The 19,830-nt window shown below is 70.6% G+C and carries 14 protein-coding genes and 1 pseudogene; 9 read left to right on the forward strand and 6 right to left on the reverse strand.

The annotated features are described in order from the left end of the window. Positions 1 to 2: 2 nt before the first annotated feature. Genes IE274_RS33760 through IE274_RS33780 form a run of 4 tightly spaced genes read left to right on the forward strand, consistent with a single transcriptional unit; the run spans position 3 to position 9,250 of the window. The gene (locus IE274_RS33760) at positions 3 to 2,291 is read left to right on the forward strand and encodes an NHL repeat-containing protein (protein WP_229909980.1); all 2,289 of its coding nucleotides are present in this window, start codon (positions 3 to 5) and stop codon (positions 2,289 to 2,291) included. 23 nt (positions 2,292 to 2,314) lie between these two features. Further along, complete coding sequence (locus IE274_RS33765; protein WP_190119750.1) at positions 2,315 to 4,597, forward strand: NHL repeat-containing protein; 2,283 nt, start codon at positions 2,315 to 2,317, stop codon at positions 4,595 to 4,597. A 19-nt stretch (positions 4,598 to 4,616) separates the two neighbouring features. Next, positions 4,617 to 6,923 (forward strand): NHL repeat-containing protein, encoded by a 2,307-nt coding sequence (locus tag IE274_RS33770; RefSeq protein WP_190119751.1) that lies wholly within the window; start codon positions 4,617 to 4,619, stop codon positions 6,921 to 6,923. A gap of 20 nt (positions 6,924 to 6,943) precedes the next feature. Then, on the forward strand, positions 6,944 to 9,250 hold the full coding sequence (locus IE274_RS33780; RefSeq protein ID WP_229909981.1) for an NHL repeat-containing protein: 2,307 nt from the start codon (positions 6,944 to 6,946) through the stop codon (positions 9,248 to 9,250). Positions 9,251 to 9,370: 120 nt separating this feature from the next. Here the strand turns inward: IE274_RS33780 and IE274_RS33785 are convergent, their stop codons facing one another. Both IE274_RS33785 and IE274_RS39795 read right to left on the reverse strand, forming a co-directional pair. Next, the gene (locus tag IE274_RS33785; protein ID WP_229909982.1) at positions 9,371 to 10,012 is read right to left on the reverse strand and encodes a substrate-binding domain-containing protein; all 642 of its coding nucleotides are present in this window, start codon (positions 10,010 to 10,012) and stop codon (positions 9,371 to 9,373) included. A 197-nt stretch (positions 10,013 to 10,209) separates the two neighbouring features. After that, a pseudogene (locus IE274_RS39795) lies at positions 10,210 to 10,338 on the reverse strand (LysR family transcriptional regulator); the annotation flags it as partial. Between the two features lie 185 nt (positions 10,339 to 10,523). On the opposite strand from IE274_RS39795, the gene IE274_RS33790 reads away from it, so the two are divergent. The 3 genes from IE274_RS33790 (at position 10,524) to IE274_RS33800 (ending at position 13,615) form a co-directional block, all read left to right on the forward strand. Then, positions 10,524 to 11,069: a dihydrofolate reductase family protein gene (locus IE274_RS33790; RefSeq protein WP_190119752.1), complete on the forward strand. Its 546-nt coding sequence runs from the start codon at positions 10,524 to 10,526 to the stop codon at positions 11,067 to 11,069. Positions 11,070 to 11,354: 285 nt separating this feature from the next. Continuing rightward, entirely contained in the window at positions 11,355 to 11,966 is a 612-nt protein-coding gene (locus IE274_RS33795) for a dihydrofolate reductase family protein (RefSeq protein ID WP_190119753.1), read from the forward strand. Between the two features lie 254 nt (positions 11,967 to 12,220). After that, on the forward strand, positions 12,221 to 13,615 hold the full coding sequence (locus IE274_RS33800) for an alpha/beta hydrolase family protein (RefSeq protein WP_198897882.1): 1,395 nt from the start codon (positions 12,221 to 12,223) through the stop codon (positions 13,613 to 13,615). A 164-nt stretch (positions 13,616 to 13,779) separates the two neighbouring features. On the opposite strand, the gene IE274_RS33805 is transcribed toward IE274_RS33800, so the two are convergent. Together IE274_RS33805 and IE274_RS33810 are read right to left on the reverse strand one after the other, a co-directional pair. Then, entirely contained in the window at positions 13,780 to 14,244 is a 465-nt protein-coding gene (locus IE274_RS33805; RefSeq protein WP_190119755.1) for a cyclic nucleotide-binding domain-containing protein, read from the reverse strand. A 194-nt stretch (positions 14,245 to 14,438) separates the two neighbouring features. Continuing rightward, on the reverse strand, positions 14,439 to 14,855 hold the full coding sequence (locus IE274_RS33810) for an STAS domain-containing protein (protein WP_190119756.1): 417 nt from the start codon (positions 14,853 to 14,855) through the stop codon (positions 14,439 to 14,441). A gap of 432 nt (positions 14,856 to 15,287) precedes the next feature. Between IE274_RS33810 and IE274_RS33815 the strand changes: the two genes are divergently transcribed. Both IE274_RS33815 and IE274_RS33820 read left to right on the forward strand, forming a co-directional pair. After that, the gene (locus tag IE274_RS33815) at positions 15,288 to 15,797 is read left to right on the forward strand and encodes a hypothetical protein (protein WP_190119757.1); all 510 of its coding nucleotides are present in this window, start codon (positions 15,288 to 15,290) and stop codon (positions 15,795 to 15,797) included. A gap of 151 nt (positions 15,798 to 15,948) precedes the next feature. Next, complete coding sequence (locus tag IE274_RS33820; protein WP_190119758.1) at positions 15,949 to 16,578, forward strand: DoxX family protein; 630 nt, start codon at positions 15,949 to 15,951, stop codon at positions 16,576 to 16,578. A gap of 54 nt (positions 16,579 to 16,632) precedes the next feature. Here the strand turns inward: IE274_RS33820 and IE274_RS33825 are convergent, their stop codons facing one another. Beyond that, the gene (locus IE274_RS33825) at positions 16,633 to 19,050 is read right to left on the reverse strand and encodes a glycoside hydrolase family 65 protein (protein WP_190119759.1); all 2,418 of its coding nucleotides are present in this window, start codon (positions 19,048 to 19,050) and stop codon (positions 16,633 to 16,635) included. Between the two features lie 2 nt (positions 19,051 to 19,052). Beyond that, positions 19,053 to 19,796 (reverse strand): HAD family hydrolase, encoded by a 744-nt coding sequence (locus IE274_RS33830; RefSeq protein ID WP_190119760.1) that lies wholly within the window; start codon positions 19,794 to 19,796, stop codon positions 19,053 to 19,055. Between the last annotated feature and the right edge of the window lie 34 nt (positions 19,797 to 19,830).

A 19,830-nucleotide genomic window follows, 5' to 3' on the forward strand; every position in this document is an offset into this window, starting at 1 on the left:
CGATGGCGACACCAACTGCCGTGGCCAACGGCACGATCACGACGGTGGCGGGCACCGGCGAGGCGGCGTTCGACGGGGACGGCGGGCCCGCGACCGCCGCCGCGCTCCAGAGCACCCGAGTGGCGAGCGACCGTTTCGGCGCGTTCTACATCGCCGACACGAACAACCACCGGATACGCAAGGTCGGCCCCGACGGCGTGATCCGTACCGTCGCGGGAACCGGCACATCCGGGTTGAGCGGGGACGGCGGACAGGCCACCGCGGCACAGATCGCCCAGCCGGTGTCGGTGGCGGCGGGCGGCGACGGCAGCGTGTACTTCGCGACGTGGGGCGGGAGCCGCGTACGCAAGGTGGCGCCCGACGGCATCATCACCACCGTCGCGGGCGGCGGGACGGAGACCGCGGACGGCGGAAAGGCCGTCAACGCGGCTTTCAGTAACGTCTTCGCCATCGCGCTGGACGGGGCCGGGAACCTCTATCTCACCGAACGCTTCGGCCACAAGGTGCGCAAGGTCGGCACCGACGGCGTCATCCGCACGGTCGCGGGCACCGGCCAGGCCGGTTACGACAAGGACGACGTCCCCGCCACCACCGCCAAACTGGACGGCCCCAAGGGCCTCGCGGTGGACGGGGCCGGGAACCTCTACATCGCCGACACGGGCAACCACCGCGTGCGCAAGGTGGCGACGGACGGCACCATCACCACCGTCGCGGGCACCGGGGACCCGGGATACATCGCGGACGGCGGGCCCGCGGCCAAGACCCGCCTGAACGCCCCCGAAGGTCTCACGGTGGACGGCGACGGCAACCTCTACATCGCCGACAGCGCCAATCACCGGGTGCGCCGGGTGGCCCCGAGCGGCATCATCACCACCGTCGCGGGCACCGGCACCGGCGGCTACAACGCCGACGGGAGCACGGCCGACGCGGCGCGGCTCTACTTCCCCGACACCGTGTCGCTGGACGGCGACGGCAACCTCTACATCGGCGACGGCGGCAACAACCGTGTGCGCAAGGTCGCCGGGGCGACGCGGTTCGACCCGGCCAGGTTCCCGATCGCCGACCTGTACGGCGCGGCCGTCGCCCCGCACACCGTGCAGCGCGGCCAGGAGTTCGACATCGGCGCCCGGATCAGGAACCGCGGCCCGAACACCGTCGACGGGGAGAGCGTCACCGTCGTCCTCACCCTGGCCGACGGCCTCACCGGCGGCCCGGGTACCACCGGGCGGCGACTCACCCGCACCTTCCCCGGCGTGAAGATCGTCCCCTACGCCCAGGCCCTGCCCAACGGCTGGGAGCACCTCGACGCGCTGTTCCGCGTCAGCGCGCCCGAGACCACTCCCGCGGGCACCTACGAGTGCACCCTGGAGATCCAGTACAGCGGCGAACTGAACCTGAAGGACAACACCTTCACCCTCCCCGTGACCGTCGTCGTCCCCCAGGACGTCAGCGACGAGACGGCTCTTGAGATCCACCAGGAGACCGTGCCCGAGGCGGCCCCCGGACAGCAGACCAAGTTCAACGTCCTGTTCAACTCGCCCACCGGACAGCCGGTCAACCCAGGAGCGATCACCCAGCGCTACACCGCGCCCACCGGGTTCGTCTACACCGGCCAGCCGTCGTACGGCTATTACGCGACCATCCACGGCGTCATCACCGGAAACCTGGACTACGTGATCGAGGACGACGGGCGCACCCTGATCATCACGGCCAACCCGCACGTCAACACCACCACCAGCGACACGGGCCCGCTCGTCTACACCATCGGCGTTCAGGCGCTCCCCGGCGCCCGCCCCGGCATCTCGGCGGACGGCAGCGCCAGTGTCGGCAAGCACGCCCCCGTCCAGATCGCCGCCAAGGTCACCGGATCGGCCGGGGACGAGACGTCGCTGCGGCTCGTCCAGGAGAGCGTCCCCGAGGCCGCACCGGGCGCGACGACGTCGTTCAACGTCGAGATCCGGTCCCTGAACAACGCGCCGGTCGACCCGGGCACGGTCGTCCAGACGTTCACCGCGCCCACCGGCCTCGCGTTCACCGGCGGGGCCTCGTACGGCTACTACTACGTCAAGCCCGCCGTGACCGGGAATCTGACCACCCGGGTGGAGGGCGGCGGCAAGACCCTGGTCATCGAGTCCAACCCGCACGTCAACACCGGCAGTACGGACGCCACGGCGCTGCTCTACACCCTCGCGGTGCGCGCGCTGCCCGACGCCAAGCTCGGTACGTACGACGACGGGCAGGCGGTCATCGGACGACTCACTCCCGTACCGCTGACCGGTCGCATCAGCTGAAGCCACCCACCGGAGGAGCAGGCATGACGACATCCGCAAGCGTGCCGGACGGCACCATCACCACGGTGGTCGGCAACGGCCGCGACGACTACCGCCCGGACGCGAGCCAGGCAACCTCCGCCCAGCTCAGGAAGCCCTGGGGAGTGGCGGTGGACGGGCACGGCAACGTGTACGTCGCCGACAACGAGCACCACATGGTCTACAAGGCGACGCCGGACGGAACGCTGACCGTGGTCGCGGGCAAGAACGGCTCGGCCGGTTTCAGCGGCGACGGAGGGCGGGCCACCGAAGCCCAGCTCAACGCGCCCATCGCCGTCGCGGTGGACGGCCGGGGCAGCGTCTACATCGCCGACCAGCAGAATCACCGGATCCGCAAGGTCGACTCGGACGGCAGGATCACCACCGTCGCCGGGAACGGCTTCGGGGACTTCAAGAGCGAGGGCGGGCAGGCCACATCCGCCCTGCTGAAGTACCCGACGGGCGTCGCCCTCGACAGCGCGGGGAACCTCTACTTCGGGGGAAACGACCAGCAGCGCGTCTACAAGGTCACGCCGGGCGGCGTCATCACCACCGTCGCGGGCACAGGTGCGCAGGGCTATGGCGGAGACGGCGGACCGGCCACCGCGGCCCAGTTCTCCCACCCGCGCGCCGTGGCGGTCGACAGCACCGACAACCTCTACATCGGCGACGAGTATAACCAGCGCATCCGCAAGGTGGCCCGCGACGGGCGCATCACCACGGTCGCGGGCAATCCTGACGGCGGCCCCGTCGCGGAGGGAGTCCAGGCCACCTCCGCCAAGCTCTGGAACCCCGTGGGCGTGGCGGTGGACACCGCAGGAAACCTGTTCATCGCGGGCAACGACCAGCAACGTGTCTTCAAGGTCGACCCGCACGGCAGCCTCACCACGGTCGCGGGCAACAGCAACGCGGGATACGGCGGGGACGGGCACCAGGCCACCGCCGGACAGCTCTACTACCCCCTGGGCGTGGCGGTGAGCGACCTGGGCGACCTGTACATCGCCGACTGCTGGAACAACCGCATCCGCAAGGTCACCGGGGTGGCCCGGGTCGTCCGGCCGACGCCGCCCCCGGCGGACCTCTACGGGGAGGTCGTCCGCCCGCACTCGGCCCGGCGCGGCCAGGAGTTCGACCTCGGCGCCCGGATCAGGAACCGGGGCCCGAACACGGTCGCCGGGCGGGACGTGACGGTGGTGCTGACCCTCGCGGACGGCCTGGAGCCGGGTACCGGCTCCACCGGGCGACGGCTGGCCCGCACCTTCACCGGCGCCGAACTCGCCCCGAATCAGGGCTCGTGGGACGGAACCTTCCGCGTCATCGCGCCGGACGGTACCCCTCCCGGCGTCTACACCTCCACGCTGGAGATCCAGTACGCCGCCGAGCTGAACGTCAAGGACAACGTCTTCAACCTGCCCGTCGTCATCGTGGCGCCCGAGCCCGTGGCGGACGAGACCGAGCTGGACATCCATCAGGAGACGGTGCCCGAGGCGGCTCCCGGCCAGAGCACCAAGTTCAACATGCTCTACTCCTCGACCACCGCGAAGCCGGTCAACCCGGGGGTCATCACCCAGCGCTTCACGGCCCCGTCCGGGTTCGTCTTCACCGGGGAGCCGACCTACGGCTACTACGGTCCGAACCAAGCAGTCGTCACGGGCAACCTCGACGACTTCACCGTCGAGGACGGCGGCCGGACACTGATCGTCAACGCCAACCCGCACGTCAACACCACCGGCAGCGACACCGGCCCGCTCGTCTACACCATCCCCGTCCAGGCCAGGTCCGACGCCGAGCCCGGCCTGCGGACCGACGGCAGCGCGGTCGTCGGCAAGCACGCGCCCGTCCAGATCGCCGCCAAGGTCACCGGTGCCACGCACGACGTGACGGCGCTGCAGGTCAAGCAGGAGAGCGTCCTCGAGGCCACACCGGGTGCGGCCGCGTCGCTCAACATCGAGATCCGGTCCCTGAACAACGTGGCGGTCGACCCGGGCACGACCGTCCAGACGTTCACCGCGCCCACCGGCTTCGCCTTCACCGGCGGCGCCACGTACGGCTACTACTACGTCAAGCCGACGGTCACCGACAACTTGGCCACGACCGTCCGCGACGACGGCAAGACGCTGGTCATCGAGTCGGACCCGCACGTCAACACCGGTGCCACCGACACGACCGCGCTGCTGTACACGCTCACCGTGCGTGCCCGGCCCGACGCCGTGCCCGGTACGTACCGCGACGGCAAGGCCGCCATCGGACGGCTGGCTCCCGTACCACTGACCGGGCACGTCCTCTGACTCCGACAGGAGCGGCAACATGACCACCGCAGCTAGTACTGGAACCGGCCCGCAGCCCGCAGGCCTGGCCGAGGGCGCCATCGCCACGGTCGCGGGCAACGGCGTGGCCGGGTACGTCTCCGACGGCGGGCCGGGCGCGCTGACCCGGCTCCACAACCCCGAGGGCGTGGCCGTCGACAAGAACGGCAACCTGTACATCGCCGACCGGAACAACCACCACGTCCGCAAGGTCACCCCCAACGGCATCATCACCACCGTGGCGGGCACCGGCGAGGCCGGATACATCTCCGACGGCGGACCCGCCGTCGCCACCCGGCTCAACCAGCCCGTGGACGTGGCGATCGACGGCGAGGGCAACCTCTACATCGCGGACATCTACAACAATCGCGTACGCAAGGTGTCGCCGAGCGGCATCATCACCACGGTCGCGGGCAACGGCGAGGCCGGATACGTCTCCGACGGAGGCCCGGCCATCGCCACCCGCCTCCACCACCCGCACGGGGTGGCCCTGGACCGCGAGGGCAACCTCTACATCAGCGAGTGGTCGGGGCACCGCGTCCGGAAGGTGAACCGGAGCGGCATCATCACCACGGTGGCGGGCAACGGCACCGCCGGATACGTCTCCGACGGCGGCCCGGCCATCGCCACCCGGCTCCAGCACCCGGACGGCCTTGCCTTCGACCGCGAGGGCAACCTCTACATCGCGGAGTACAGCAACCACCGGGTCCGCAAGGTCACGCCCAACGGGATCATCACCACCGTGGCGGGCAACGGCACCGCCGGGTTCGTCTCGGACGGCGGGCCCGCCATCGCCACCCGGCTCAACGGGCCCCGAAGGGTGGCGGTGGACGAAGCCGGGAACCTGTACGTCTCCGACCAGGAGAACCACCGCGTCCGCAGGGTCTCGTCCGACGGCACCATCACCACGGTCGCGGGCAACGGCACCGCCGGCTACGTGGACGACGGCGGCCCCGCCGCGACCACCCGGATCTACCAGCCCCAGGGCGTGGCCCTGGACCGCGCCGGGAACCTGTACATCGCCGACTACTCGAACCACCGTGTCCGCGGTGTCACGGGCGTGGCCCAGATGACTCCGCCGCTCCCGCCGGCCGCCGACCTGTACGGGGAGGTCGTCAGCCCGTACCGGGTGCAGCGCGGCCAGGAGTTCGACCTCGGCGCCCGGATCAGGAACCGCGGCCCGAACCCGGCCAACGGACAGTTCGTGACCGTGGTGCTCACGCTGGCCGACGGCCTGGTGGGCGGACCCGGCACCACGGGGCGCCGGCTCACCCGCACGTTCACCGGACAGCAACTGCTCCCGCATCAGAGCATCCTGGACGGGGTGTTCCGGGTCAGCGCACCGGAGAGCACCCCGCCGGGCACGTACACCTGCACGCTGGAGATCCAGTACGGCGGCGAGCTCAACCTCAAGGACAACACGTACACACTGCCCGTCACCGTCGTCGTGCCCGCGACGGTCGCCGACGAGACGGCGCTGACGATCTATCAGGACACCGTCCCCGAGGCCGCCCCGGGCCAGCGCACGTCCTTCAACCTGCGCTACGTCTCGCCCACCGGACAGCCGGTCAATCCCGGCACCGTCGTCCAGCGCTTCACCGCGCCGACCGGATTCGCCTTCACCGGCCAGCCCACCTACGCGTACTACGAGACGATCCACGGCGTCGTCTCCGGGAACCTGGCCCACCGCGTCGAGGACGACGGCAGGACCCTGGTCATCACGGCCAACCCGCACGTCAACACGACGACCAGCGACGCCGGTTCGGTGATCTACACCATTCCGGTGCAGGCACGGGCGGACGCCTTGCCGGGGCGGTACGACAACGGCTCGGCCAGCGTCGGCAGGCACACCCCGGTCCAGTTGTCCGGCCAGATCACCGGCACCGCACAGGACGAGACCGCGCTGCGGGTGGTGCAGGAGACGGTTCCCGCGGCGGCGCCGGGGCAGAGCACCACGTTCAACCTGGAGATCCGTTCGCTGGGCAACCAGCCGGTCAACCCGGGCACCATCGAGCAGCACTTCACCGCCCCCACCGGTTTCGCCTTCACCGGCGGCGCCTCGTACGGCTACTACTTCGCCCAGCCGTACGTCACCGGGAACCTCGACACCCGTCTCGAAGACGGCGGCAAGACCCTGGTCATCAGGTCGAACCCGCACCTCAACACCGGTACCACCGACAGGACCGCGCTGATCTACACCCTCGGCATCCGCGCCCTGCCCGACGCGCGGCCCGGCACCCAGTCCGACGACGGCCAGGCCGCCCTCGGCCGCCTGGCCCCGGCAGCCCTGACCGCCCGCGTCCTCTGACCCCGACGGGAGCAACAACCATGACAACCGCAGCCAGTACGGGAGCCGGACCACAGCCCGCGGGCCTGATGGAAGGCGCCATCGCGACCGTCGCGGGCAACGGCGCGGCCGGGTTCATCTCCGACGGCGGACCGGGCGCGCTGACCCGGGTCCATTACCCCTACGGCGTCGCCGTGGACAAGAACGGCAACCTCTTCATCGCCGACCGGAACAACCACCGGGTCCGCAAGGTCACGCCCAGCGGCCTCATCACCACCGTCGCGGGCGACGGCACCGCCGGGTACATCTCCGACGGCGGGCCCGCGGTCGCCACCCGGCTCCACTACCCGGGGGACGTGGCGGTGGACGACGCGGGCAACCTCTTCATCGCGGACACCTACAACCACCGGATCCGCAAGGTCACGCCCAACGGCCTCATCACCACCGTCGCGGGCACCGGCGAGGCCGGCTACGTCTCCGACGGCGGGCCCGCCATCGCCACCAAGCTCCACTACCCGCACGGGGTGGCCGTGAGCCGCAGCGGAAACGTGTACATCGCGGACCAGCACAACCACCGCGTCCGCAAGGTCACCCCGAACGGGAACATCACCACCGTCGCGGGTAACGGCACCGCCGGATACGTGTCCGACGGCGGACCGGCGATCTCCACCCGGCTGTACCACCCCATAGCGGTGGCGGTGGACGGCGAAGAGAATCTGTACATCGCCGACCGGCACAACCACCGCGTCCGCAAGGTCACCCCGAACGGGAACATCACCACCGTCGCGGGGAACGGCACCGCCGGTTACGTCTCGGACGGCGGACCCGCGCTCGGCACTTCGCTGCACTACCCCTGGGGTCTGGCCCTCGACGAGGCGGGCAGCCTCTACATCGGTGACCAGCACAACCACCGGGTCCGCAAGGTCACCCCGGACGGCATCATCACCACCGTGGCAGGTAACGGCACCGCCGGTTACGTGGACGACGGCGGCCCTGCCGCGGGCACGCGCCTCTACCACCCCTTGGGCATCGCCCTTGACCGCGCCGGCCACCTCTACATCGCCGACCACTACAACCACCGCATCCGGGGCGTCACGGCCGTGGCCCAGATGACCCCGCCGCTCCCGCCCGCCGCCGACCTGTACGGCGAAGTCGTCAGCCCCTACCGGGTGCAGCGCGGCCAGGAGTTCGACCTCGGCGCGCGCATTCGCAACCGCGGCCCTCACCCCGCCGACGGCCAGTCGGTGACCGTGGTGCTCACGCTGGCCGACGGCCTGGTCGGCGGCCCCGGCACCACCGGCCGACGGCTCACCCGCACCTTCACCGGGCAGCAACTACCGCCCAACCAGGGCACGCTGGACGGGGTGTTCCGCATCACCGCACCGGAGAGCACCCCGCCGGGCTCCTACACCTGCACCCTGGAGATCCAGTACGGCGGCGACCTCAACCTGAAGGACAACTCCTACACGCTCCCCGTCACCGTCGTCGTGCCCGCCCCCGTGGCGGACGAGACCGCGCTGACGATCTTCCAGGACACCGTCCCGGAGGTCGCCGCGGGCCAGCGCGCCGCCTTCAACGTGCGGTACACCGCACCCGCGGGGCAGCCGGTCAACCCCGGCACCATCGTCCAGCGCTACAGCGCCCCGACCGGTTTCACCTTCGTCGGCCAGCCCACGTACGCGTACTACGAGACCATCCACGGCGTCATCTCCGGCAACCTCGGCCACCGCGTCGAGGACGGCGGGCGGACCCTGGTCATCACCGCCAACCCGCACGTCAACACCACGACCAGCGACACCGGTTCGCTGATCTACACCATCCCGGTGCAGGCGCGCACGGACGCCTTGCCGGGGCAGTTCGACAACGGCTCGGCGAGCGTGGGACGGCACGTCCCCGTGCAGCTCTCCGGCAAGATCACCGGCGCCGCCCAGAACGAGACCGCGCTGCGCGTGGTGCAGGAGACGGTCCCCGGGGCGGCGCCGAACCAGAACACCACGTTCAACCTGGAGATCCGTTCGCTGGGCAACCAGCCGGTCAACCCCGGCACCATCGAGCAGCGCTTCACCGCCCCCACCGGCTTCGTGTTCACCGGCGGCGCCTCATACGGCTACTACTTCGCCCAGCCGTACGTCACCGGGAACCTGGACGCGCGCCTAGAGGACGGCGGACGCACCCTGGTCGTGTCCTCCAACCCGCACCTGAACACCGGCGCCACCGACAGGACCGCGCTGATTTACACCCTCGGCATCCGCGCCCTGCCGGACGCCAGGCCGGGCACGCAGTCGGACGACGGCCAGGCCGCCATCGGCCGCCTGACACCGGTGCCGCTGACCGCCCGGGTGCTGTGACACGGCGAGGGCTCTTGATGAGGTGAACCGCCGCCGCTCCGGCCCGAGTTCCGCTCGGACCGGAGCGGCGGCCCGTCGGGCGCCGTCGTCGAGCCTGGTCTCACCGCGGAGACCTGTACGTCAACCGAGCGGCCTGCCGGTCGTGTCCGGTTGCGGCAGCTCCTCGGGGGCGTGGGGAGCGCTGCGTATCGGGTGGGCGATCTCGTTCACGATGTCCAGGAACGGGCCGGTCAGGGGGTTCGTTCCCGCGGTGGGCCACATGAGTCCGTACTCGATGGGCGGGGCGTCGTGGAACGGTACGAAGACCATGCCGGGCCGCTGGTGGAAGTTCTCGGCCCGCAGCGAGACCGTGCTGACGCCGACGCCGTTGGCGATGTGCACGAGGACCTCGGGCCAGAAGTTGGTCGCCGGGCCCTGCGGGATCCTGCGGCCGGATGGGGTCTCGCGGGGGAAGTAGCGGTCCATCCAGTAGCGAGGTATGTGCGCGTCGTTGAGGGTGACCAGGGTGGTGTCGGCAAGGTCCTCGAGCGACACCGAGTCCCGTCGTGCGAAGGAGTGGTCCGCCGGCACCATGAGCGCCCTCGGCTCCTTGAAGAGCAGTGGTCCGGTGGTGATGTCCGGTTCGCGGATGGGGAATTCGGTGAGCTGGAGGTCGATGGTGCCCGCCCGCATCCCTCCGAGCGGGTCGCACAACTGCACTTCCACGATCTCGACGTCGCAGTGCGGGTGGCGCACGCGGAACCGGTCCGCCGCCTGGACCATGACGTTTCCGCACCACGGCCCGGACCAGCCGACCCGTACGACCCCTCTGACGGCCCCCCCCCGCGGCTCACCGCGATGGCCTGTGCGAGCCCGGCAGTGATCTGCTCGTACGCGGGCAGCAGGTCGTCCCGCAGTTGACGTCCGACCTCGGTGAGGGTCACTTTGCGGCTGTTGCGCTCGAAGAGCGGGGCACCGATGCGGCGTTCCAGCTTCTGGATGGTCTGGCTGACCCGGCCTGTCGTCACATGCAGACGCTCGGCCGTACGCCCGAAGTGCAGCTCCTCGGCCAGCGTCAGGAACGCTTCCAGCTCCAGTCGCTCCAGCATCTCCACCCCCGTGCTTGGTGCCGCCCCCCAGCGTTTAGCACCGCTCAACGGAGCATGCCACTCTCCGATCTTGTTGGCTCATCCATGGATCACGCACTCTGATGGTGCCGCGTTCAACAGGCCTTCCTCCTCGCCAGGACTGTGCCGGACGCCGGTGTCCCGTCGCCTCGATCGGAGCCCCGCACATGAGCAAAGTCGTCGTCCTGATGCACGTCCTTCTCGACGGCGTGGTCGCGAACCCGTCCTGGGCCCGGCCGTTCCGGTACGACGAGCACGAGAAGTACCAGCTCGGCCAGATCGCCGCGAGCCGGGCGCTGCTGCTGGGGCGGGTGACCTTCCAGGAGATGGCCGCGGCCTGGCCCTTACGGGACGCGGCCGAGGAGTACACCAGGCTGGTGGACGCCGCGCCGAAGTACGTGGTGTCCACGACCCTTGACCACGTGCCGTGGAACGGCGTGCTGATCCCCGGCCGACTGGCCGAGCACGTCGCGAAGCTGCGGCGCGAACCGGGCCAGGACCTGCTGGTGCTGGGCGGGGCCGAACTCGTCGGGCAGTTGGTCCGGCTCGGCCTGGTCGACGTGCTCAAGCTGTGCGTCCATCCGGGGACCGCGGGTACCGGGCGGCGCCTGTTCCCGCAGGGCGGTGCCCCGAGCACGTGGAAACTCACCGGTACGTCGATGTTCCCCTCCGGCGCTGTCGTCCTGGAGTACCAGGCACCGGCACAGGTCTGACCGCCCCCCCGTGCCGCAGCGGGGCCGGCGCCGCTGCCCACCGCGTCGGGCCCCCACCTCGCACCACTCGACCATCACACCCATGAAAGGGGCTTCGCCATGCGCAAGCGGAAGCCTCAGATCCGCACGACCGCCGACGGCCACCCTCCTCGACCGCGAACTGATCGACGAGGTCCACCTGTTGGTCAACACCTCGGCGATCGGCGCGGGCCGGCACCCGCGGCTCCCAGTACCCCGCTTCGCGGCACTCCGCACGAAGCCCACCCACAGGAAAGCGAGTCACTCATGCGTATCACCATCGGCGAGTTCATCAGCCTCGACGGCGTCGTACAGGCCCCGGGCCAGCCGGACGAGGACAGCGACGGCGGCTTCGCCCACGGCGGCTGGTCCCATCCGTTCTTCGACCCGGAGGTGATGGGCTCCGCCCTGGCCGACTGGTCCAAGAGCACCGAGGCCATGCTCTACGGGCGCCGCACCTGGCAGGTCATGGCCGCGGCCTGGCCCGGCCGGGCGGGCGACCCGTTCGCCGATCACATGAACAGCGTCGCCAAGTACGTCGTGTCCAGCACCCTCGGTGAGGACGACGTGACGGCCTGGAACAACTCCAGAATCATCCCGGGCGACCAGGCCGTCGACCGGATCAAGAAGCTGCGCGAGGCCGAAGGCGGTGACCTGGCCGTGCTGGGCAGCGCGTCGCTGTCCCGGACCCTGCTGGCCGAGGGCCTGGTCGACGAGCTCCGGCTCATGATCCTGCCGGTGCTCCTCGGCGGCGGGAAGTCGATATACCCGGTGGATGGCGTCCTGCGCTCCTTCGAGCTGGTCTCCACGGTCACCAGCGGCACCGGCGTGCACGTGTGCACCTACCGGCCCAAGGCCCCGACGGCCACCGCCGCGTAGCCGACGCGCGGCACCCACCACGGTGCCTTCGGGCCTCTTTCCGTGCGGCGGTCGGCGCAGCTACACCGACCGCCGCACACCGGCCGAGCGCCCCGGGCCGTGGTGGCCCTGAGGTTCACCGAGAACGTGAAAATGCCTCGGACTCCGATGAGTTCACCGTCGGCCGAGGGTCTGTCCTTGTGTCCGTCAAACGTTGAATGATGAAAGGAGCTCTCCTGATGATCCTGATGAGGAGACGAGGGGGGAGCGTCGTCGTGACTGCCGCACTGGTGGCGGGCTCGATGTTCGGGACCGGCACCGCGGTGGCCACCGAAGCGGCCGACACCGTCGGCGAGCGTCGGTCGTACACCGGGGAGATCGACGGGGCGAAGTACCGCGTGGAGGTCCCGAAGCGCTGGAACGGGACGCTGCTGCTGTACAGCCACGGCTACTATCCCGCGGGCTGGGGTCCGGAGAAGATCGCCCTGACCAATAGCGAAGAGGCTGAAAAGGCCCTGCTGGCAAAGGGGTTCGCCCTGGCGGCGTCCGACTACAAGGGCACGCACGGGTACGCGGTGGCGGATGCGCTGACCGACCAGCTCGCGCTGCGGGACTGGTTCGACCAGAACGTCGGTCGGCCCAGGCGCACCATCAGCACCGGCCAGTCGATGGGCGGGACCGTCGCCACCTTGCTGGGGGAGCGGCACCCGGGCCGGTTCGACGGCGTACTGGCGATGTGCGCGGAGTACGACGGCAACGGGACCTGGAACACCACGCTGGACATGACCTACGCGCTCAAGACGCTCTTGGTGCCCGCAGCGGACCAGGACATCGACCTGGTGCGGCCACGCGATCCAGAGCGCAGCGTCAAGGTTCTCGTGGCGGCGATCGACCGCGCCCTGGAGACCGAGCACGGCAGGGCGCGCCTCGCCCTCGTCGGCGCGCTGGGCAACATCCCCGGGTGGTACTCCGCGCACGAGGCGCGGCCGACGAAGACCGCGGACCGCGTGCGGGCGCAGGCGCAGTGGCTGCGCAACGCGTACGTCGCGGGCACCGGCCCGCTCGGCCGGATCGACTTGGAGCGCCGGGCAGGCGGCAACCCGTCCTCCAACACAGGCGTCGACTACCGGCGGCAGCTCGCCGGTTCGGCGCAGAAGGACCTGGTCCGCAAGGCGTACCGTGCCGCTGGGTCGCCCGGCGCCGCCCTGGCCGCCGATGTGGCCAAACTGAACACCGGTACCCGGATCACGGCGGACAGGAGGGCCGTCGACTACATGAAGCGGTACACCATCGCGCGTGGGACGACTCCGCAGCCCGTGGTGACGCTCCACAACACCCAGGACGGCGGCGCGGTCTCCGACCAGACCGGCTGGTACGCCGACCAGGTCCGCCGCAACGGCGAGCCGGGCAGCCTGCGCCAGATGTACGTGAACCGAGGCTCGCACTGCGCGTTCAGCGCGGCCGACGAGATCACCGCATTGGAGGCCCTGCTGGCCAAGGCCGACACCGACCGCTGGCCCAGCACCGACCCGCGGACACTGAACCGGTCCGTCGGCCGCTATCAGCCGGAGCTGCAGCAGGTCCTTGACTTGGCGACGTTCGAGAAGAAGACCGTGCCGCCCGCCTTCACCCGGTTCACCCCCGCCCGCTTCCCCCGTCCCTCCCGCTGACGGCACCACCCGGCCCCGGGCCGCCACCGTCCGGCAGGCGTACGTCCAGGACCGCCACCTCGGGACGGAGCGCGGGACCCCCGTACCAGCGCGGGTCGGCTGGACCGAGTCGGACGACCTCGTGGTCGTTCAGCAGGAGGACGCGGAGCGGGAGACGGTTGCGGTCACAGGGTGCTGCCGCTGCCGTACGGGGCGTACAGGTCGAGGAGTCGGGTGCGGGTCGCGTGCAGTCGGTGGGCGACGATGCCGCCCACCCACTGGGCGACGTGCCGACCGAAGGCGGGGTCCTCTTGGCACAGTGTTCGCACCGTGGAGGCGTCGAACTCGTAGGCTCGCACTGGAGCTGTCGCCTCGCCGCCCAGGTGCCAGACGTGTGGGGTGAACAGCCAGGACCAGCCGATGAGCTGGCCGTGTCCGAGGGTCTCGATGGCGGCGGCCCGGCGGCCCGGAACGGACAGGTCCAGTGCGACCGTACCGGTACGGACGATCCAGAACCGGTCGGCGTGCCCGCCTTCCTCGAAGAGCCGTGCGCCCTGGGGGAACGACACTTCACGGGCGGTGTCCATCAGCCGCCGCTGGTCGGTGGCGGGCAGTGACTTCAGCGTGCTCGGCATGGGGGAGAAGGTCATGGCGTGCCTCCAGGAGGGTGTGAGCACTCGCCACTTCCATGATGTTCCCGGGCGGCCGCGCACTCCAAGGGTCTTTCGGCTCTGCTACCGGGTCCCTTGGGCTGCCGGGCCGGTGGCGACATCGCTGGACTCACCGGCTGCTGCCCCCATGGCTCTGTAACCTGCCCAGGCAGCAGCCCATGCGACAGCAACAGTCAGTGATTGCCGCCAGGGCCGTCACCACCGTGTGGCACCCGAGCCTGGCCACCGGTGAGGTGCTGGTCAAGCGCCTCGCCGAGCGTGTGAGCGGGGCGGAAGGTGTCGGTGAGCCGAGCCAGGCGCAGCAGGCGCAGGGCCTGGGGGTGGTGGCAGATCAGTTTGAGGTCCCCGTGACGGCTGCTGACGCGGCGGTGAACGCGGCAGAGCAGGCTCAGACCGGAGCAGTCGATGAAGGTGATCTGCGTGAGGTCGAGAACGACCAGCGGCTCGGGTCGGCTGGTCGCCGCGTCCAGCGCCGGGGTGATGGCGATGGTGGCGGCGATGTCGATTTCACCGTGGAGCTCAAGGACGGTGCGTCCCTGGACGCGGTACGTGGACAGGTGCCGACGGGAGGGTTGGGTGCCCTGGAACATGTGGTGCCGCCTCGGTGCGGTCCGCCGCCTCGTGGTCGGCGGGGGGTGGAAACACAGAGCGGGGTCACCGAGGTCCGGGGCGACCGGGGGAGAGCACGTTGAGCAAAGACGCGCAGGAGTGCACGCAGACGTGGGGGAGTTGACGGGCCCAGGAGCGATGGTCTGTTGGTTTGATTCCCCCATTGGTATGAGGTCAACGTGTCCTCCCGTCGTATGTCTGTACCGGATTCACCGGACCTTCTGGCCGATTCCGAGATCCGCCACGTGGACGGCGAGCGGCGGCCTCGCGCTCACCTCGGGGAGCGGAGTAGCGTGTGCCAGGCCCCCAGCCCTCGGGCGTCCAGGTACGCGCGGGACTGCAGGGAGCGAACTTGGCCCCGCCCGCTGCAGTCCCGCCATTTCCGTGTTTCATGGGCGCTTGCGGAGACGCCAATGCCGAACACCATCAGTGCCGCGGGACTGCCTCGCACCGTGCACGGCACCACTACTGCGGACACCCAGCTCGCCGGACCGCACCTGGCGCTTTCCTATGAGACTCAGCGACTGCCCGGCAGCGAGACGGCGCTGACCCATGTCGCCGCCGCGGTCCTGCACGCCGCCCCGATCGCCAGGCAACTGGCGTGCCAGTTGCAGGAGGCGGTGCGCATCTCGGCCCAGTACGTCTACGGGCACAGTGATGCTCCGTGTTACCGGCTCCTGATCACCTCGGACGACACCGGCCTCACTGTGGCGGTCACGGACCACGCTGACCAGTTCGTCGCCGGACCTCCGGCTTGGCTGAGGATCACCCGCCCTCACAACGTTCGACAGGACGGAATCCGTCCCCACGACGACCCGTCGACGCGCCACATCCCGGACGGCGGGCTTCAGTTGCACCGCACGCTCGACGGACACATCCGGCTCGGACGACATGCCCCATGGGACACGTCCTCGACAACCTGAGCCGAGTCTGCCGATGGTCCGACAGGACCGGTACGAAAGGGTCGTGTGGCACCTCAGGGGTGACCTTCGGCATCGGGCGGGCGCCGTCCCCGGTGAACAAGAGTGAACCGTGTCAGGTACCTAGCGCACTGTTCACGAGAAGGGCATCACCATGGCCGTGCACGCCCACCCGCGCCACCGCAGCAGGGGAATCCACCCGCCGTCGTTCCGCAGGGCCCGGCGCGACTCGTCCGAGACCGCGGTGGCGGACCACGCCGACACGCACACCGCGCGGGCCTACGCCTTCGCCTCGCTGCGCCTGCTGACCGGGTTCGTCTTCCTGTGGGCGTTCCTCGACAAGGCCTTCGGCTTCGGGTACGCCACCCCGTCGGGCACGGGGTGGATCGACGGCGGTTCGCCGACCAAGGGCTTCCTCAGCGATGTGGCGGCCGGTCCGATGGAGTCCACGTTCCACTCCTGGGCCGGCGACGCCTGGGTCGACTGGTTGTTCATGCTGGGCCTGCTCGGCATAGGGGTCGCCCTGGTGAGCGGCATCGCCCTGCGGCTCGCCGCGCTGGCCGGCACCGCCATGATGGTGCTGATGTGGATGGCCGAATGGCCGCCCGCCAAGCACCTCTCCGACGGTGGCGCGAGCATGTCCACGAACCCCTTGGTGGAGTACCACGTCATCTACGCGGTGGCGCTGATAGTCCTCGCGGCGTCCTCCGCCGGTGACACCTTGGGCGCCGGTCGGCTGTGGGCCGGGCTGCCGTTCGTCCGGAAGAACGGCTGGCTGCGCTGACCCGGCGGCCGCGGGCCGGGACGGGCGTGGACGGATTCACTCCGTCCACGCCGCTTACCGGTCGGTGAGGACGAGCGTGCAGGACTCGCCGGGCTCCACGGGCACGGTCCGGTCGGCCAGCCCGATGTCGATCGGCTCCCGGTCGGACTCCGGCACGGTGACCCGCAGCTTTCCCGCGCTGAGCCGCAGCCCGACACCCCAGTGCCCCCGGTAGCGGATCGCGAAGCCGTACTCGGACAGCTCCGGCAGCGGTACGGGGTCGAGGCGCAGAGCCCCGTCGCGGGTCTCAAGGCCGGTCAGCCCGCGCTGGACCAGGTCGAGCGTGCCCGCCATGGCGCCGAGGTGGATGCCCTCCCCGGTGGTGCCGCCCTGCAGGTCGGCGATGTCCCCGGCCAGGGCCTCCTGGACGTAGGTCCAGGCGTCGGAGCGCCGGGCGCGGGCCAGGACCCAGCCGTGCACGAGGCTGCTGAGGGTGGATCCGTGGCTGGTGCGGGCCAGGTAGTGATCGACGGTCCGCTGCCATGTGGCGTCGTCGAGCGGGTATCCCAACTGCCGGAAAATACCCCTGAGTTCGGCCGGTCCGAAGAGGTAGCCGAGCATCAGGACGTCGGCCTGCTTGGACGCCTGGTAGTTGTTGACGCTGTCGTTCTCGGCCTCCAGGATCCGGTCGAGGCGCCGGATGTCGCCATAACGCGCGCGGTACGACGCCCAGTCGAGCTCGGCCAGCTCGCCGTACCCTTCGAACTGGCTGATGACACCGGAGTGGAACGGCACGTGCAGTTTCCGTGACACGTCCTCCCAGGAGTCGAGCTCGCCGGAGGCGAGGCCGATGCGCTCACCGAGGTCCCGGCGCCGTGGCGCGGGCAGACCGCGGAGCACGTCGAGCGCCCGAGCCAGCACCCAGGCGGCGGTGACGTTCGTGTACGCGTTGTCGTCCAGACCCGGCCGTGCGGATCCCGGATAGGCCTCGTGGTACTCGTCGGGGCCGACCACGCCGCGGATCCGGTAGCGGCCGAGCGTCTCGTCGTACGTGGCGAGCCCGGCCCAGAACCGGGCGATCTGCGCCAGTGTCTCGGCACCCTTGGTGTGCAGGAACTCGCTGTCGCCGCTCGCCTCGCAGTACTGCCACACGTTGTACGCGATCGCCGAACCGACATGGTGCTGCAGTCGGGAGTGATCGGGCAGCCAGCGGCCCGAGCGTGGGTTGAGGTGCAGCTCCTGGGTCTCCTCACGGCCGTCGCTGCCGCTCTGCCACGGGTACATGGCGCCGCTGTGTCCGGCGTCACGAGCGGCGAAGCAGGCTTGCTCCAGGCGCCGGTGGCGGTAGCTGAGCAGGGCCCGCGAGACCTCTGGAAAGTGCAGGTTGAGGTAGGGCAGGACGAACAGTTCGTCCCAGAAGACATGGCCCCGGTAGGCCTCGCCGTGCAGTCCCCGGGCCGGGACGCCCACGTCCAGGTCGGCCGTGTGCGGGGAGAGGGTCTGCAGCACGTGGAAGAGGTGCAGTCGCAGCACCGGCCCCGCGCTGTTGGGCACGTCCAGCTCGGCGTTGCTCCACAACTGCTGCCAGGCCGTGCGGTGGGAGGCCAGCAGGGCGGCGGCGTCGGGCGCGCGGTGTACCCGGTCGACGGCGGCGTGCAGCGGGTCGCTGATCGCCGGGTCGCGCGAGGTGTGCAGCGCGACGGTCTTGTCGACGGTCACGGTCCGCCCTTCGGTGAGGGAGAGCCGCAACCGCTGGACGGCCCGCCCGTCATCGCGCTCGACGGAGATCCTCGTCGGGGCGTCGGCCGTGGTCCGGGCGGCCAGTCCGACGCGGATGTCGGAGGTCGTGGTGCGACAGCGCAGCCACACCGTGCCGCTGTCGTCCGAGGCACCGGTATGGGCGTGGGTGAGGTGGCGTGCGGCCAGCTGTCGGTAGCGTTCTACGCCGGAGTTGGTGACGGTCCCGTCGAGCGCCGCTTCCACGTCCAGGCCGCCGGACCAGCCTTCCGCCGTGAACTCGGTGCGCAGCAGGGCCAGATGAGGGTCTGCCATGTGAACCAGGCGTAGTTGGCGCACCGCGAGGACGCGGCCGCTGTCGTCCTGGTAGCGCAGGGTGCGGGTGAGCGTGCCGGAGCGCAGATCGAGGCTCTGGTGGTGGTCGAGGACCTTGTGGATGTCGGGGGAAAGCCACTCGCCCGAGCCGGTACGGAAGCGCAGCGGCAGCCAGTTGGGCAGGTTGACCATGTCCTCGTTCTCGACTTTGCATCCGGCCACGTCGGACGTCAGCCGGTTGTAGCAGCCGGCGGCGTACGTGCCGGGGTAGTGGACGGCGTCGGCGGCGCACTCCGGGGCGGCGCCGCGTGTCGCGAAGTAGCCGTTGCCGAGAGTGCACAGCGATTCGCGGAGCCGTTCCTGCGCGGGGTCGTAGCCCTCGTACTCCCAGGTCCAGTCGGGGAGGTCAGGGAAGCCGGTCGAGTCGGTCCCGTCGGGCATGCTCAGTCCTCCGATGCGAGCAGATCGGCGAGGTCGTCGACCACGATGTCCGCGCCGTGTGCCAGGAGAGCGGCGCGCGTCTGCGGCGTGCGGGCCCGGTCCACGCCGACGACCAAGCCGAAGCCGCCGCGCCGCCCCGCCGCCACGCCCGCGAGGGCGTCCTCGATGACGGCGGTGCGAGCGGCGGGGACGCCCAGGCGGCGGGCGGCCTCCAGGAACAGGGCGGGGTCGGGCTTGCCGGGCAGGTGCAGGCGGGCGGCCTCGGTGCCGTCGACCACGGTGTCGAAGAGGTCTCGTACACCGGCGTGGTCGAGGAGCTCCGGGGCGTGCCGGGACGCGGAGGCGGCGGCCCGGGGAATCCCCGCCGACCGCAGGACGCGCAGCAGCCGGACCGTGCCGGGGTAGGCGTCGATGCCGTGCTCGCGCAGCCGCTCCGTGAACAGCCGCTCCTTGTCGGCGGCGACGGCCCGCACCTCGTCCTCGGCCGGGTCGAGCCCGCGGGATTCCAGGAAGGACCGTGCCCCGTCCAGACGTGACTTGCCGTCGACGTACCGCAGATAGTCGTCGCGCTCGTCGAAGGGGCGCTGGCGGACTTGCCGGTCGCGCAGGTGGGCGTCGAAGGCCGTCTTCCAGGCGGCGGCGTGCACCCGGGCCGAGTCGGTGATGACGCCGTCGGTGTCGAACACCGCGGCCGCCGTGCCCCGCAGCGCGCGGGGCACGGCGGCCTGGACGGGACCGGCGCTCATCGGGAGCCGCCGGAGCCAAGGCTTGCGCTCGCCG

Origin of the sequence: Streptomyces flavofungini (assembly GCF_014650815.1) — a bacterium.
In the GTDB taxonomy this organism is placed as follows: domain Bacteria; phylum Actinomycetota; class Actinomycetes; order Streptomycetales; family Streptomycetaceae; genus Streptomyces; species Streptomyces flavofungini.